The sequence below is a fragment of the Nonomuraea sp. NPDC050404 genome (assembly GCF_040655495.1).
In the GTDB taxonomy this organism is placed as follows: domain Bacteria; phylum Actinomycetota; class Actinomycetes; order Streptosporangiales; family Streptosporangiaceae; genus Nonomuraea.
Window position 1 is genome coordinate 149,434 of the sequence record NZ_JBFAKB010000004.1, and the last position, 14,805, is coordinate 164,238.

Annotated in this window: 14 protein-coding genes; 8 read left to right on the forward strand and 6 right to left on the reverse strand. The window is 70.1% G+C overall.

Annotated elements, in window-relative coordinates:
• Positions 1-37: 37 nt before the first annotated feature.
• Together AB0I81_RS12280 and AB0I81_RS12285 are read left to right on the forward strand one after the other, a co-directional pair.
• Complete coding sequence (locus AB0I81_RS12280; RefSeq protein ID WP_360654327.1) at positions 38-949, forward strand: NAD(P)-dependent oxidoreductase; 912 nt, start codon at positions 38-40, stop codon at positions 947-949.
• The gene (locus AB0I81_RS12285) at positions 946-2,202 is read left to right on the forward strand and encodes a Xaa-Pro peptidase family protein (RefSeq protein ID WP_360654331.1); all 1,257 of its coding nucleotides are present in this window, start codon (positions 946-948) and stop codon (positions 2,200-2,202) included. Before AB0I81_RS12280 ends, AB0I81_RS12285 begins: the two co-directional genes overlap by 4 nt.
• 7 nt (positions 2,203-2,209) lie before the next feature.
• Here AB0I81_RS12285 and AB0I81_RS12290 read toward each other — a convergent pair whose 3' ends face one another.
• The 6 genes from AB0I81_RS12290 to AB0I81_RS12315 all read right to left on the reverse strand — a co-directional run bounded on the left by AB0I81_RS12290 (position 2,210) and on the right by AB0I81_RS12315 (position 6,972).
• Positions 2,210-2,710: a PIN domain-containing protein gene (locus tag AB0I81_RS12290; RefSeq protein WP_360654334.1), complete on the reverse strand. Its 501-nt coding sequence runs from the start codon at positions 2,708-2,710 to the stop codon at positions 2,210-2,212.
• Positions 2,711-2,712: 2 nt separating this feature from the next.
• A complete protein-coding gene (locus tag AB0I81_RS12295; RefSeq protein ID WP_360654337.1) occupies positions 2,713-2,958 on the reverse strand; it encodes a hypothetical protein in 246 nt (81 codons plus the stop codon).
• Between the two features lie 76 nt (positions 2,959-3,034).
• Positions 3,035-5,227, reverse strand: coding sequence for a molybdopterin cofactor-binding domain-containing protein (locus AB0I81_RS12300; protein WP_360654340.1), 2,193 nt, complete (start codon positions 5,225-5,227; stop codon positions 3,035-3,037).
• 89 nt (positions 5,228-5,316) lie between these two features.
• A complete protein-coding gene (locus AB0I81_RS12305; protein ID WP_360654343.1) occupies positions 5,317-5,766 on the reverse strand; it encodes a (2Fe-2S)-binding protein in 450 nt (149 codons plus the stop codon).
• Positions 5,763-6,398, reverse strand: a complete 636-nt coding sequence (locus AB0I81_RS12310; RefSeq protein ID WP_360654346.1) for a GntR family transcriptional regulator — start codon at positions 6,396-6,398, stop codon at positions 5,763-5,765. Before AB0I81_RS12310 ends, AB0I81_RS12305 begins: the two co-directional genes overlap by 4 nt.
• 76 nt (positions 6,399-6,474) lie before the next feature.
• Positions 6,475-6,972 carry a VOC family protein gene (locus tag AB0I81_RS12315; RefSeq protein WP_360654349.1) on the reverse strand — a complete coding sequence of 166 codons (498 nt, stop codon included), beginning with the start codon at positions 6,970-6,972 and terminating at the stop codon, positions 6,475-6,477.
• Between the two features lie 90 nt (positions 6,973-7,062).
• Here AB0I81_RS12315 and AB0I81_RS12320 point away from each other — a divergent pair, with 90 nt between their 5' ends.
• The 6 genes from AB0I81_RS12320 (at position 7,063) to AB0I81_RS12345 (ending at position 14,738) form a co-directional block, all read left to right on the forward strand.
• Positions 7,063-9,237, forward strand: coding sequence for a thiamine pyrophosphate-dependent enzyme (locus AB0I81_RS12320; RefSeq protein WP_360654352.1), 2,175 nt, complete (start codon positions 7,063-7,065; stop codon positions 9,235-9,237).
• 185 nt (positions 9,238-9,422) lie between these two features.
• Complete coding sequence (locus AB0I81_RS12325) at positions 9,423-10,403, forward strand: LacI family DNA-binding transcriptional regulator (protein WP_360654355.1); 981 nt, start codon at positions 9,423-9,425, stop codon at positions 10,401-10,403.
• Positions 10,404-10,446: 43 nt separating this feature from the next.
• Positions 10,447-11,685: a sugar ABC transporter substrate-binding protein gene (locus tag AB0I81_RS12330; protein ID WP_360654358.1), complete on the forward strand. Its 1,239-nt coding sequence runs from the start codon at positions 10,447-10,449 to the stop codon at positions 11,683-11,685.
• Positions 11,682-12,554 carry a sugar ABC transporter permease gene (locus AB0I81_RS12335; RefSeq protein ID WP_360654361.1) on the forward strand — a complete coding sequence of 291 codons (873 nt, stop codon included), beginning with the start codon at positions 11,682-11,684 and terminating at the stop codon, positions 12,552-12,554. The genes AB0I81_RS12330 and AB0I81_RS12335 overlap by 4 nt, the downstream gene beginning before the upstream one ends.
• Positions 12,554-13,360: a carbohydrate ABC transporter permease gene (locus AB0I81_RS12340; protein ID WP_360654364.1), complete on the forward strand. Its 807-nt coding sequence runs from the start codon at positions 12,554-12,556 to the stop codon at positions 13,358-13,360. The genes AB0I81_RS12335 and AB0I81_RS12340 overlap by 1 nt, the downstream gene beginning before the upstream one ends.
• A 13-nt stretch (positions 13,361-13,373) precedes the next feature.
• Complete coding sequence (locus tag AB0I81_RS12345; RefSeq protein WP_360654367.1) at positions 13,374-14,738, forward strand: sulfatase-like hydrolase/transferase; 1,365 nt, start codon at positions 13,374-13,376, stop codon at positions 14,736-14,738.
• The last annotated feature ends 67 nt before the right edge of the window (positions 14,739-14,805 follow it).

The window sequence follows — 14,805 nt, forward strand, 5'->3', positions numbered from 1 at the left end:
GCGATGAGAGGTGGCGTGCGATGAGAGGTGGCGTGCGATGACTGGACTGAGGGTCGGCTGGATCGGCACCGGCCGCATGGGGTTCCCGATGGCCGCGCGGCTGGCCGGGGCGGGGGTGGACCTGGCCGTGTGGAACCGTACCCGCGCCAAGGCCGAACCGCTGGGCGAGCACGGCGCGCACGTGACGGACACCATCGCCGGGCTGCGCGACCGCGACGTCGTCTTCACCATGGTCGCCGCCTCCGCCGACCTCACCCAGGTCCTCGGCGAACTGCTCGGCGAGGACGGACCCGGCGTGGTGGTGGACTGCTCCACCGTCTCGCCCGAGGCGTCCGCCGCCGCCCGCGAAGCCTGCGCGCGCCACGGCACCGGGTTCCTGGCCGCGCCGGTCAGCGGCAACGGCAAGGTCGTGCGCGCCGGGCTGCTCAGCGTCGTCTGCTCGGGGCCGCGCGAGACCTACGACCGGGTGGCCGGACTGCTGGCGCACCTGGGCAGGTCGGTCACGTACGCGGGCGAGGGCGAGACCGCCCGCCTGGTCAAGATCGCGCACAACCTGCTGCTCGGCGTCGTCACCCAGACCCTCGCCGAGATCACCGTGCTGGCCGAGAAGGGCGGCGTGCCCCGGCACGCGTTCCTGGAGTTCCTCAACGACAGCGTCGTCGGCTCGGCCTTCACCCGCTACAAGTCGCCCGCGTTCGTGCACCTCGACTACACCCCCACCTTCACCCCGCTGCTCCTGCGCAAGGACTTCGACCTGGGCCTGGCCGCCGCCCGCGCCCTCGACGTGCCGATGCCGGTCACCGCGCTCACCGCGCAACTCGTCCAGGCGAGCGTCGGCACCGGCAGGACCGGCGAGGACTTCGCCATCCTGCTCGACCTCCAGGCCGCCGCCGCCGGCCTGGAACTCAAACCCGAGGACGTGACCGTGGACGACGGGCTAGGCTCATGATCGCGCCCCTGCCCGCGCCCGCGCCTCTTCCCGCGCCTGGCCACATGGGCGTCGACTTCGAGCAGCGCGTCGACTTCGCCCGGCTGCGCGAACACCGCCTGAGCCGCGCCCGCGCCGCGCTCGCGGCCAGCGACTGCGGCGCGTTCCTGCTGTTCGACTTCTACAACATCAGGTACGTCACCCAGACCTGGATCGGCGGCGCCCTCGGCGACAAGATGACCAGGTACGCCCTGCTCACCCGCGACGGCTCACCGAAACTCTGGGACTTCGGCTCCGCCGCCCGCCACCACCGCCTGCACAGCCCCTGGCTGGACCCGGCCGACTGCCACGCGGGCATGCTGGGCCTGCGCGGCGCCATCGCCCCGACCGCCGGGCTGATGACCGACGCGATCCGCCGCATCAAGGGCATCCTGACCGACGAAGGGCTCTCGGACGCGCCCGTGGGCGTGGACATCGTGGAGCCGCCGTTCCTGTTCGAGATGCAGCGCCAGGGCCTGCGGGTGGTGGACTGCCAGCAGCACATGCTGGACGCCCGCGTCATCAAGTCCGCCGACGAGATCATGCTGCTCACCCAGGCCGCGGCCATGGTGGACGGCGTCTACCAGGACGTCGTGGAAGCGCTCAAGCCCGGGATCCGGGAGAACGAGATCGTCGCCCTGGTCAACCAGCGCCTCTACGCGATGGGCTCCGACCAGGTGGAAGCCGTCAACGCGGTCAGCGGCGAACGGTGCAACCCGCACCCGCACAACTTCTCCGACCGGCTGATCAGGCCGGGCGACCAGGCGTTCTTCGACATCATCCACTCCTACAACGGCTACCGCACCTGCTACTACCGCACGTTCGGCGTGGGCAGCGCGACGGCCGCGCAGCGGGACGCGTACACCATGGCCCGCGAATGGATGGACGCCTCCATCGCGATGATCAAACCGGGCGTGGGCACCGACCAGGTGGCCGCGGTCTGGCCGAAGGCTCCGGAGTTCGGCTTCGAGGACGAGATGGCGGCCTTCGGGCTGCAGTTCGGGCACGGCCTGGGACTCGGGCTGCACGAGCGGCCGATCATCTCGCGGCTCAACAGCATGCGGGAGCCGATCGAACTGCGCGCCGGGATGGTGTTCGCGCTGGAGACGTACTGCCCGGCCGGCGACGGCTTCTCGGCGGCCAGGATCGAGGAGGAGGTCGTGGTCACCCCGGACGGCTGCCGCGTCCTGACCCTGTTCCCCGCCCAGGACCTGATGATCGCCAACCCCTACTGATGGGTCTTCAGCGTGATCTGCGTCTGGTGCGACGCATGCCGTCGACTTTCGCGGCGAATTCGCGGGGTCGCAAGATCGGGGTCCCGCGCCAAGGGGACAACGACGTCAGGTCTGTGTCCTCGGAGACGACCAGCAGCGCGCCGACATGCGCCGCCAGATCGAGAATACGGTTGTCCTCCCAGTCGGAGCAGTCGGACACGACCTGCGGCGGATCCACGGCCTGGCCACCGCTGTGCTGCGCCACCCCGATCAGGACGGACAGGTATCGCTCGATCTTCTCCTCCTCCCAGAGCAGACCCTTTGACAGGACCCGACCGGTGTTCTCCAGGATGTGCGGCGACAACCACAGGGCGAACTCTGCCGCGTCGACGATGATGCCGAGACAATCCGCATATGGGTTTCCGGATGTGGGCGGCGGCGAAGGCCAGGACCGAAACGGGCTGTTGCCGCCCGCCGCCGCCCCGACCAGGGCATTCACATCGAAGACCACAGGCACGGGGTCGGCCACGGTTATCCCTTCAATATCCGCCGGGTGATCTCCGGAATGTCTTCCAGGGTCACGCCCTGCTCGCCAAGTTTTCCTTGTCCATACGCCTGCAGGTCCCGAAGCTCTTCGGCCAGCTTCACAGACTTCATGACCCTTATTGTCGCCCGAAGGTAGGCGGAGCGATTGCCCTGCCCGAAGTACTCGACCAACTCTTCAAGGTCGGCCCGGTCCTCGTCTCCGACCGCGAACCCAAGTGTCTTGGTAGCCACGACCTACCACCTCCACATCCCCAACATAGCATGTGACTTGCATTTCAAATGCAATCTATAGCATTTCGGCCTATGATCACTCACGCTGGATTGCGGCGACGACCGCGTCGCGGGTGAGGGGCAGGTCGCGGAGGCGGAGGCCGAGTGTGGTGGTGAGCGCGTTCGCGATGGCCGCCGCGACCGGGCCCTGGGCCGCCTCGCCCGCGCCCACGGACGGCGTGCCCGGATGCTCCACCAGCTCCACCGTCACCTCGGGAGCCTCCGGAAAGCGCAGGATCGGGTACGACTCCCAGTCCCCGCTGGTGATCCGGCGGCGGTCGAAGCGCACCCGTTCCTTCAGCGTCCAGCTCGCCGCCTGGGTGGCGCCGCCCTCGATCTGGTTGCGCACCCCGTCGGGGTTGACGACCTGGCCGACGTCCACGGCGATGGTCAGGCGGCGTACCCGTACATCGTGCTCGGCCGCCACCTGCGCCACGACCGCGCAGTACGCCCCGCTGCCCTTGTACCTGGCCACCCCCAGCCCCAGACCCGGTTCGCCGCCGCCCCAGCCCGCCGCCCTGGCCGCCCTCGTCAGGACCTCCCTGGCGCGGGGGTCGCTCAGATGCGCCAGCCGGTACGCCAGCGGGTCCCGCCCGGCGGCCAGGGCCAGCTCGTCCATGAACGACTCGATGGCGAAGACGTTCATGAACGCCCCCAGCGACCGCAGCGCCGACGACCGGATCGGCGTCTCCAGCACGCGGTGACCGGTGATCTCCATCGCCGGAAAGTCGTAGATCGGAACCGCGTTACGCGCCATCCCCGAGCCCGATCCCAGCGACGGGTCCACGGCCGCCGGGTATGTCCACGGCTGTTCCAGATGTGCGGCGGCGAGCAGACCCGGTACGCCTCCCGCGTAACCGGGGCGGCTGGTATGACCCTGGCTCCACACGTCATACCGCCAGGAACGCACCATCCCCTTCGCGTCCACCGACGCCGCGACGTCCACCGACATCGCCGACCCGAACGGCGCCCAGGTCAGCTCATCCCGCCTGCTCCACCGCACATGCACCGGCCGACCGCCGGCCTCACGGGCCAGCAGCGCCGCGTCCAGCGCCACGTCGTCGGCCGCGTTGTGCCCGTAGCAGCCCGCACCTTCCACGTGCCGGACCTCGATCCGCTCGGTGCCCAGAATCTGGGCGAGGGCTCGGCGGAGCGGGTGCACCCCCTGAGTGTGGCTCCAGACCTCCAGAGAGCCGTCGGTGTTCCAGCGGGCGGCGGCGCAACTCGGGGCAATGGAGGCATGGGCAATAAAGGGCCTGCCGTAAGTGGCCGCATGCACCTCACCCTCGCGCCCGCTTTCGGGCCGCCCGTCTTTGGGCCGGTCGGATGTGGGTTGGGCGTTGGTCGGGGTGCGGACGGGGATTGTTTCGTGCGGGCCCGTGCGGAGGAAGGTGTGCAGGTCGTGTTCGTCGGGGAGGGTGTCGCGCTCATCCCACTCGGCCGCCTCGCGCAGGCGGGCAAGCGCCCGGTCGGCCTCCGGCTCGGTCTCGGCCAGCACCCCGAGGAACGAGCCGTCACGTACGACACGGAGGTCCGGCAGCGGGGTGAGACCGGTCAGGCGGGCACCGGGGGAGGGCGGGCGCAGAACCCGTCCGTAGAGCTGGCCCGGGAGGCGGAGGTCATGGATGAACCGGGGACGTCCGGCCACTTTGCCGGGCAGATCCAGTCGAGGCACGCTGACCCCCACGAACACCGGCACCTCGGACGCCCGCGCTCCTGCGTCAGGAGCTCTGGCACGCCCTCCGTTGGCGGGTGCTCCCTCGGTGGGCAGGCCCTCAGCGGGCGCTTCGGCGGCCTGGGCCAGGTCGGCGTAGGTGGTGGTCCGGTCGCCGTGGCGGAACTCGCCGCGCCGTACCGTCACCTGGCCTGGGGAGACGCCCCAGTGGCGGGCGGCCTCGGCGGTGCAGGCGGCGCGCACGCGGGCGCACTCCGCACGCAGCGCCGGACCCGAGCGGGCGATCGACATGCTCCCCGACGTGAACCCCTCGTCAGGCCCCGCACCGGTACGCGCCGGCAACATCCGCACCTGCCCCAGGTCGGCCCCCAGGGCGTCGGCGGCGATCTGAGCCAGCGCCGTGAGCACCCCCTGCCCGAGCTCCACCTTCCCGACCCGCACCGAAATCACCCCATCGGCCCCCACCGACACCGCCGCCCCCGGCCCGGCTCCCACGGACACTGCGGCCCTCGGCTCGGCCTCCATCGGCACCTCGGCCCCTGGCTCGGCACTCACCGGCACCGCAGCCCCTGGCTCGGCTCCCACCGGCACCGCAGCCCCTGGCTCGGCACCCACTGGTCGGGCTTCCCGGTCGTCGGCGGTGCTCATTGGGTGGTCTTCAGGATGGCGCGGACGACGCGGCGGTGTACGCCGCACCGGCACAGGTTGCGTTCCAGAGCCGCCACCACCGCCTCCTCGTCCGGCCGGGGATCGTCGGCCAGCAGTGCGGCGGCGCTGATCATGATGCCCGACAGGCAGTAGCCGCACTGTCCGGCCTGCTCCTCCAGGATCGCCTGCTGCACCGGATGCAGCTCATCGCCGGGCGCGAGCCCTTCGACGGTCACGACTTCCCGTCCCTCGGCCACGGACAGCGGCGTGTCGCAGGCGGCCGTCACCCGCCCGTTGAGCAGCACGAAACAGGCCCCGCACGACCCGGCCCCGCACCCGAACCGGGTCCCCACCAGCCCGAGCTCCCCGCGCAGCACGTCGAGGAGCGGCGTGCCGGGCTCGGCCCGGACCTCCACGACCGCACCGTTAACCGTCAGAAGCGTCATCCGAAGACCTCCGGGTGCTGCGAGAGCTCCACCCTGGTGCGCCTGATGTGCCCGCTCAGGCACCGCTCGGCGTCCACGGCGTCACGCCGCTCGATCGCGTCCAGCAGCAGCCGGTGCTCGGCGTTGACCACCCAGCGCCGCGACGGCCCGGTCAGCCGCATGAACGCCCGCCGGTAGTGCTGCGTCGCGTTCCACATCCGCACCACCATGGCCGAGAGCTGCTCGATCGCGCACCCCGAGTAGGTCAGCAGGTGGAACTCGCGGTCGAGCACCAGAAACTCGCCGATGTCGGTGTTCTGCTCGATCTTGTCCTGGATCAGGGCGAGCGCGTGGTGATCGTCGGCGGTCAGGTGGGGGATGCTCTCGGCCAGGGCGAGGGGCTCCAGCCGTTCGCGCATCCGGTAGATCACGTCCACCTCGTGCCCGCCGAGTCGCGGCACGCGCGCGCCCCTGCGCGGGTGGTGCTCGGTGAGCCCTTCGGCCTCCAGCATGCGCAGCGCCTCGCGCACCGGCAGCCGGCTCGCGCCGAGCCGCTCGGCCAGTTCCTCCTGCCGGATCCGCTCACCGGGCGCGATGGCCCCGCTGAGTATGGCCTCGCGCAGATGGTCGGCCACACGCTGGCTCTCAGGCATCCGCACGCCTGAAGGTATCCGCTCGTCCGAAAGCGCCCGCTCGTCCGAAGGCACCCCCGCGGCTGAAGGCACGTTCTCAGGCATCCGCACGATCGAACGCCTTGCCCTCCGGGTAGGAGACCAGCTCGAACTGCATCCCCCAAGGCGCCAGGAAGTACACCCACCGCTGCCCCTCGCTCGGCCCCGTGCTGGCCGTCGGCTCACCGAGGACCTGGACCCCCTGACCGCGCAGATAGGCCACGGCCGCGTCGAGGTCCTCCACGTACAGGGCCACGTGATGTCCGCCGATGTCGCTGTTCCTCGGCACCTCGGGATGTTGCCCGGGCGCCGAGTACTGGAACACCTCGAAGACCGCCTGCCCGCCGCACCGGAAGAAGTGCAGCCGCTCCATCACCGCCCGCGGATGCACGTTGAGGTGCTCCTTCATCCACGGGGTGCCGTCATGCCGGTAGGGACCGAGCGAGTACAGGTACTCGCAGCCGAGCACGTCCACCAGGAACGCCCTGGCCTCCTCCAGATCGGGCACCGTGAAGCCGATGTGGTCCAGCCGGCTGAGCCCGGGAAGTCCGCTCATCTCTCTCCCTTTGGATCCAGAACAGCCTACTCCGGCCTCCGAGAAGAGCCCAGGTCTGTCTTTTGGATCCAAGGCGTGTAAGGCTGAGGAATGCCCCAGCATCACAGGCTCGAACCGCCGGCGCCCTGGGTCGAGATCGTCGCCACGGAAGAGGACTGGGACGCCGCCGACCCCGCCCTGCTGACCGGCATGCTCGGCCAGCTCCTGCTGATCAGGGCCTTCGAGCAGTACGTGCTCGACCTGGCCAAGGCGGGCCTGGTGCACGGCCCGGCCCACTCCAGCATCGGCCAGGAGGGCGGCGCGGTCGGCTCGGTCCTGGCGCTGGCTCCCGGCGACACGATCAACGGCTCGCATCGGGGGCACCACCAGTTCCTGGCCAAGGCGCTGGCGTACGTGGAGCCGAAGGGCATCGACCCGGCCGGGGAGTCCGGGCCCGACGTGCGCGGCGTGCTGCTGCGTACGCTCGCCGAGATCTGCGGCCTGGACCGGGGCTTCAGCCACGGTCGCGGCGGCTCCATGCACCTGCGCTGGAAGGAGGCGGGCGCGATCGGCACGAACGCGATCGTCGGGGGCGGCGTGCCGTTCGCGGCCGGGTCGGCGTGGGCGCACCGGCGGGCGGGCACCGGGGCGGTCGCGGTGACGTACTTCGGGGACGGCGCGATCAACATCGGCTCCACCCTGGAGACGCTGAACCTGGCCGCCGCCTGGCGGTTGCCGCTCTGCTTCTTCGTGGAGAACAACCGCTACGCCGTCTCCACCGGCGTGGCCGAGGCGACCGCCGAGCCCCGGCTGTCGGCGCGCGGCCCCGGCTTCGGCGTGGCGAGCTGGAAGGTGGACGGCATGGATCCGCTCGCGGTGCACCTGGCCATGAGCGAGGCGGTGGCGTACATGAGGTCGGGTGGCGGGCCGGCCCTCGTCGAGGCGGACGTCTACCGATATTTCCACCAGAACGGCCCCTTCCCCGGCAGCGCGTTCGGCTACCGCAGCAAGCAGGAGGAGCAGGAGTGGCGGGCCCGCGACCCGATCGAACGGCTCGCGGGACACCTCGCCCGACGCGGCCTCTTCGACCCCGCCGACGTCGCCGCCGCGACAAAGAGGGCGAAGGACCTGATGGCCGGCATCGGCGCGGAACTGCTCGAACCATTGCCGGGCGACACCCAGGGCCGCCGCCGGATCAGGCCCCGGGAGTGGCCCGACCCGGGCTTCGCGCACGTGGGCGTGCGCGGCGACCTGTCGGAGTTCGCGGACGCGCGGCCGGCCGACCGCGACACCTTCACGGGAGAGCTGGCCGAGCGCAAGTTCATCGACGCCGTGTCCGGGGTGATGGCGCGGCGCATGCGGACCGACCCGTCGATCATCGTGCTCGGCGAGGACGTGCACCGCCTCAACGGCGGCACCAACGGCGCCACCAGAGGGCTCAAGGAGGAGTTCCCCGACCGCGTGCTCGGCACCCCCATCAGCGAGAACGCCTTCACCGGACTGGCCGGCGGCATCGCCTCCGACGGGCGCTGCACGCCGGTGGTGGAGCTCATGTACGCCGACTTCATGTGGGTCGCCGCCGACCAGCTCTTCAACCAGATCGCAAAAGCCAGGCACATGTACGGCGGCGGCGACGCCATGCCGCTGGTCCTGCGCAGCAAGGTAGCCATGGGCACCGGCTACGGCTCCCAGCACTCCATGGACCCCGCGGGCATCTTCGCCACCGCGCCCGGCTGGCGGATCGCCGCCCCCTCGACGCCGTTCGACTACGTGGGGCTGATGAACAGCGCGCTGCTCTGCCGCGACCCCGTGGTGGTGCTGGAGCACGTCGATCTGTACCGCTCGACCGGCGAGTGCCCGGTGGACGACCTGGACTACTGCATCCCGGTGGGCCGGGCAAGGGTGCGGCGGGCCGGGTCGGCGGTCACCGTGCTGACGTACCTGGCGATGACCATGTACGCACTGCGTGCCGCCGAGTCGTCCGGCGTGGACGCCGAGGTGATCGACCTGCGCTGGCTGGATCGGGCGAGCGTGGACTGGGAGACGATCGGGGCGAGCGTCGGCAAGACGGGCCGCGTGCTCATCGCCGAGCAGGGGCCGATGGGGACGTCGTACGGCGGCTGGCTGGCCGACGAGATCCAGCGGCGCTTCTTCGGCCTCCTGAAGCGGCCGGTGCAACGGGTGACCGGCGGGGAGGCGTCGCCGAGCATCAGCAAGGTGCTGGAGCGGGCGGCCATCGCGCAAGAAGAGGAAGTGGCGGCCAAGCTGGCCGAGATGATGATCTGAGCTCACCTCTTGAACGCACGGCTTGTGCGGAATACGGTGTTAATCGATTAACAGCAGCCGCTGAACAGCAGGCGAAGAACTCTCCGCAGCATGCCCATATGCCAAGATCCGAGTACAGAAAATTCCCCATAATCCTGTAGGGAATGCTAGGTTATTCGACTAACATGAGACCAACAGCGCGACAAGTGGCAGAGCTGGCGAACGTGTCGGTGGCGACCGTCTCCTACGTGCTCAGCGGCAAGAACCGGCCGGTGGCCGCCGAGACCAGGCAGCGGGTGCTCGACGCCGCCAGGCAACTCGGCTACACCCCCAACCAGGCCGCCAGAAGCCTGCGCAAACGCCGTACCCAGCGCGTCTGCCTGGTGCTGAGCTCGTTCGGCGGCGTGCCGTCCGACGCCAGGCTGGCGACGGACCTGCACGAGATGGCCGACGCGCACGGCTACTCGGTGGTCACGCTCGCCGTCTATTCCGAGGCCCGCGCGCAGGCCGCCGTCGACATGTTGCGCGGCGGCATCGCCGACGGCGCGCTGATCCACGTCGTGGGCGACCACCTCGCCCACGACCTGCTCTCCGGTCTCGCCGCCACCGGGCTGCCGATGGTGGTGCTGAGCAACGAGAGCGGGCTGGAAGGTTGCGACGTCGTCCGCACACCGGAGGTGGAGGCGTCGGCCATGGCCGTCGACCACCTGCTCGACACGGGCCGGCGGCGCATCGCGTTCATGGCGCACCGCTACGAGGTCTACCGCGACCAGCCCAGCGGGCGCATGCTCGGCTACACCACGGCGCTGGAGCGGCACGGGGTGAGCGAGCGCATCATCACCGGCGGCGCGGACGACCGCGTGTCCGCCTACCAGACGGCGACCGAGCTGCTCAGCTCGCCCGACCGGCCCGACGCCATCTTCGCCGCGTCCGACCGGGCGGCGCTCAGCGCGATCTGGGCGGCCAGGGACCTGGGGCTGAGCGTGCCCGGCGACGTCGCGATCGTCGGTGCGGGCAACATCGACGAGGGTCTCATCAGCAATCCGCAGCTCAGCACCGTCGGCCCGCTTCGCCACGACTACACCGACGTCGTACGCCTGCTCTTCGACCGCCTCCAGGCCGAGGAGCCGCCGCCCGTCCGCGAGATCGTCCGGTCGTGGACCTTCGTGCGGCGGGGCTCGTCCTAGAAGGGAAACCCTCCAGATGCACTCCCACCCCTCACGACGCGACTTGCTCCGTCTCGTCGGCGCCGCCGCCGCGGTGCCGGTCCTGTCGTCCTGCGCGGGTGCGCCGACCACGCAGAGCGCCGCGCCGGGCACCTTCACGGTCTACTGGAACGCGGGCCACGACTATCAGGTCTACCGCAAGGTGATCGCCGAGTTCGAGCAGGCCAACAAGGTCAAGGTCAACTTCCAGAAGTACCAGTGGCCCGACCTGCGGACCAGGCTGCTGGCCGACTTCGCCTCCGGGACCGTGCCGGACCTGGTGGAGGAGCCGGGCGGCTGGGTGCAGGAGTTCGCCGTCTCCGGCAACGCGCGCTCGCTGCAGGACTACGTGGACCGCGACGGGCAGGCGATGGGCTTCCCGTCGGACTGGCAGCCGGTGACGGTCGAACGCAACTCCTACCAGGGCAAGGTGTACGGCGTACAGCTGCACCTGACCTGCAACACGCTCTTCTACAACAAGGGCATGCTCGACGCGGCCGGCGTGAAGGTGCCCACCACCTGGGAGGAGTTCCTCGACGCGGCCAAGAAGCTGACCAAGGACGGCGTGTACGGCGTAGCGCTCAACCAGGACTTCACCTACATGTGGCCCTGGCTGGTGCAGGCCGGCATCACCCCCTACGACCTGGACACCAAGGCGATCATGCAGCCGCGCGCCGACGCGGTGGCCGCCCTGCAGTTCCAGGCCGACCTCATCCACAAGCACAAGGTGGCCCCCGTGCCGACGGCGGGCACCGACTACTCGGGCCCGCAGAAGTTGTTCTCCGCCAAACGCGCCGCGATGATCTTCACGGGCCCGTGGGACCTCGACCCCATCAAGAAGACCAGCGCCGACATCGAGCTGGGCGTCGCGCCGCCGCTGAAGAACAAGTCGAGCGCCACCCAGGCGGCCGGGGTCAGCATGTTCGTGCCCGCCAAGGCCACCAGGCCCGACCTGTCGTGGGACTTCATCAAGCGCATCACCACCTTGGAGGTCGAGCAGGCCGCCACCAAGGAGACCGGCATGCTCATGCCGCGCAAGTCGTGGGCGGACCTGCCCGAGGTTCAGTCCGACCCGGTCACCAAGACCTTCGCCGACGCCCTGCCCACCGCCAAGGACTCCTCCCAGCAGGTGCGCCTGACCGGGCAGCTCGGCAAGTGGGAGGAACAGCTCGAAGTGATGTACCAGCAGGTGCTCATCCAGAACAAGCCGGCCGCCGAGGCACTCGAAGCCTTCGTCAAGGCCGCGGAGGGCTTCCTGAAGTGAGGCCGCGCACTCTCTACGGCCGGTACGCCCGCACCGCCTACCTGTTCCTGCTCCCGGCGATCCTGTTCTTCGCGGCCATGTTCTACCTGCCGATCGGCAACGTGGTGGCCACCAGCTTCAAGACCGGGCCGATGGCCGACCAGTGGACGGGCCTGGGCAACTACACCCAGGCCGTGTCGGACCCGGCCGTCCAGCACTCCTTCCTGATCACGGCGGGCTTCTCGGTGATCGTGGTGGCCGGGTCGATCGTGCTCGGGCTGGCCCTCGCGCTGGCCATCGACCAGCCGCTCAAGGGCCGGGTGGCCTTCCGGGTGGTGCTGCTGGTGCCGTACCTGACCTCGGTGGCGATCGTCGGGCTGCTGTGGCGCAACATCCTCGACCCCGAGCTGGGTGTGCTGAACCGGGTGCTGCTCGCGGCCGGACTGCCCGCGCAGCAGTGGCTCAACACCGCGCCGCTGCTCACCATCGCCGCCGTCACGTTGTGGCAGAGCGTCGGCTACACGATGGTGTTGTTCCTGGCCGGGCTGCAGGGCATCCCGGAGACCTACCACGAGGCCGCCAAGATCGACGGGGCGGACTCCTGGCGCCGGTTCTGGCGGATCACGCTGCCGCTGCTCGCCCCGACCACGCTGTTCGTGTCGGTGATGGCGGTGATCTCCGGATTGCAGGCGTTCGGGCAGGCGTACATCATCACCGGCGGCGGCCCCGGCGACGCCACCGACCTGTCGGTCTTCCACATCTTCAACGTCGCCTTCCGCGCCAGGGACTTCGGCTACTCCTCCGCGCAGTCGGTGCTGCTGCTGATCGTGATCGTGGCCTTCACCCTGATCCAGCTGAGGGCCGGACGGAACCGGGAGGTCACGTACTGATGCGCAAGCCCCTGCTCTACACCCTCCTGACGCTGGCCTCGCTCGTCACGGTCGTGCCGCTGCTCTACATGCTCTCGTTGTCGCTCCAGACCGAGGCCGAGACGCTGTCGGCGAACGCCGTGCTCGTGCCGGACTCGCCGCAGTGGGGCAACTACGCCGAGCTGTTCACGCGCGCGCCGTTCGGCAACTTCATCGTCAACAGCCTCGTCGTGGCGGGCGCGATCACGGTGGCGCACCTGGTGTTCGACCCGCTCGTCGGGTACGTGTTCGCCAAGTACCGCTTCCCGCTGCGCAACACGTTGTTCGTGGCGCTGCTGGCCACGCTCATGGTGCCGTTCTTCGTGCGGATGATCCCGCTGTACGTGCTCATGGCCAACATGGGCTGGCTGAACACCTACCAGGGGCTCATCACGCCGTTCCTGATGGACGCGTTCGGCATCTTCCTGATGAGACAGTTCATCCAGCCCATCCCCGACGACCTGATCAGCGCGGCCCGCATCGACGGGGCCTCCGAGCTGCGCGTCTACTGGAGCGTCATCCTGCCGCAGACGCGGCCGGCGATGGCCGTGCTCGGGCTGTTCACGTTCGTCTTCCAGTGGAACGAGTTCCTCTGGCCGCTGGTCGCCACCACCACGCCCGAAATGCGTACCATCCCGGTCGGGCTCACCCTGTTCAACCAGGAGTACTTCACGCTGTGGCACCTCACGGCGGCCGGCTCGGTGATCCTGTTCATCCCCACCGCCGTCCTGTTCATCTTCACCCAGAGATACTTCGTCAGGGGCATCGCCCTGACCGGACTCAAATAAGGAGCCTGCTGTTTTGCGCCCGAACGTGATCGTCGTCTTCACCGACCAGCAGCGGTGGGACACCGTCGGCCCCTTCACCCCGAACCTCGACAGAATGGCCAGGCACGGCACGCAGGCCACGGTCGCGCTCACCCCGCAGCCGGTGTGCGCCCCCGCCCGTGCGGCGCTGCAGACGGGCCGCTACCCGACCACGACCGGCGTCTACCGCAACGGCCGCGTGCTGCCGCCCGAGGAGCGTACGCTGGCCCACCACTTCGGCGCGGCCGGCTACGCCACCGGCTACATCGGCAAGTGGCACCTGGGCGGCACCGAGCCCGTGCCCGAGGACCGGCGCGGCGGCTACCAGTCGTGGCTGGCGGCCAACGCCCTCGAACACACCTCGGACGCTTACCGTACGGTCGTCTTCGACGAGGCGAACGACCCCGTCCTGCTGCCCGGCTACCGCTCCGACGCGCTCGTGGACGCGGCCATCCGGTACGTCGCCGACCACGCCGACGAGCCGTTCTACCTGTTCCTGTCGCTGCTGGAGCCGCACCACCAGAACGAGGTGGACAACTACCCGGCCCCCGACGGCTACGAGGAGCGCTACCAGGGCCGCTGGATGCCGCCGGACCTGGCCGCGCTCGGCGGCACCGCCCACCGGCACATGGGCGGCTACCTGGGCCAGGTCAAGCGCCTGGACGAGGGTTTGGGCCGGCTGCTGGACGCGCTGCGCAGCATGGACCTGCTGGACGACACGATCGTGGCCTACACCTCCGACCACGGAAACCACTTCAAGACCCGCAACGGCGAGTACAAGCGCTCCTGCCATGACGCGTCCCTGCGCGTGCCGCTGGCGCTGCGCGGTCCCGGCTTCGACGGCGGCGGCGCGATCTCCCGCCCGGTCAGCACCCTCGACCTGCCGCCCACGCTGCTGGAGGCGGCCGGGCTGCCGGTGCCCGCGCCGATGCAGGGCCGCTCGTTCCTGCCGCTGGTACGCGATCCCGCCTCCGAGTGGCCCTCGGAGGTGTTCTTCCAGGTGAGCGAGTCCGAGGTGGGGCGCGGGATCCGTACGTCCCGGTGGAAGTACTACGCCGTCGCCGAGGACGCCCACCCCTGGGATGACGCGAGCGCGCCCGTCTACCGGGAGCAGGCCCTGTACGACCTGGAGAACGACCCGCACGAGCTGGTCAACCTGGCGGGGTACGCCTCGCACGCGGAGGTGGCGGCGGGGCTGCGGGAGCGGCTCGTGGCCCGGATCGCCGAGGCCGAGGGGGACTCGGCGGTCATCGAGGCCGCGGTGCCGCAGGAGGGCCGCGAGCAGGCGATGCCCGACCCGGAGGTCCGCCTGCGCGGCCCGAAACCAACCCGCTTCGGCCACCAGCCCCCCACCACCTGACCTCCCCCCGGATGGCCCCGCCGCACTTCCCCCGAAGGACCTCAGCCGGAGTGCGGCGGGTGTGGCG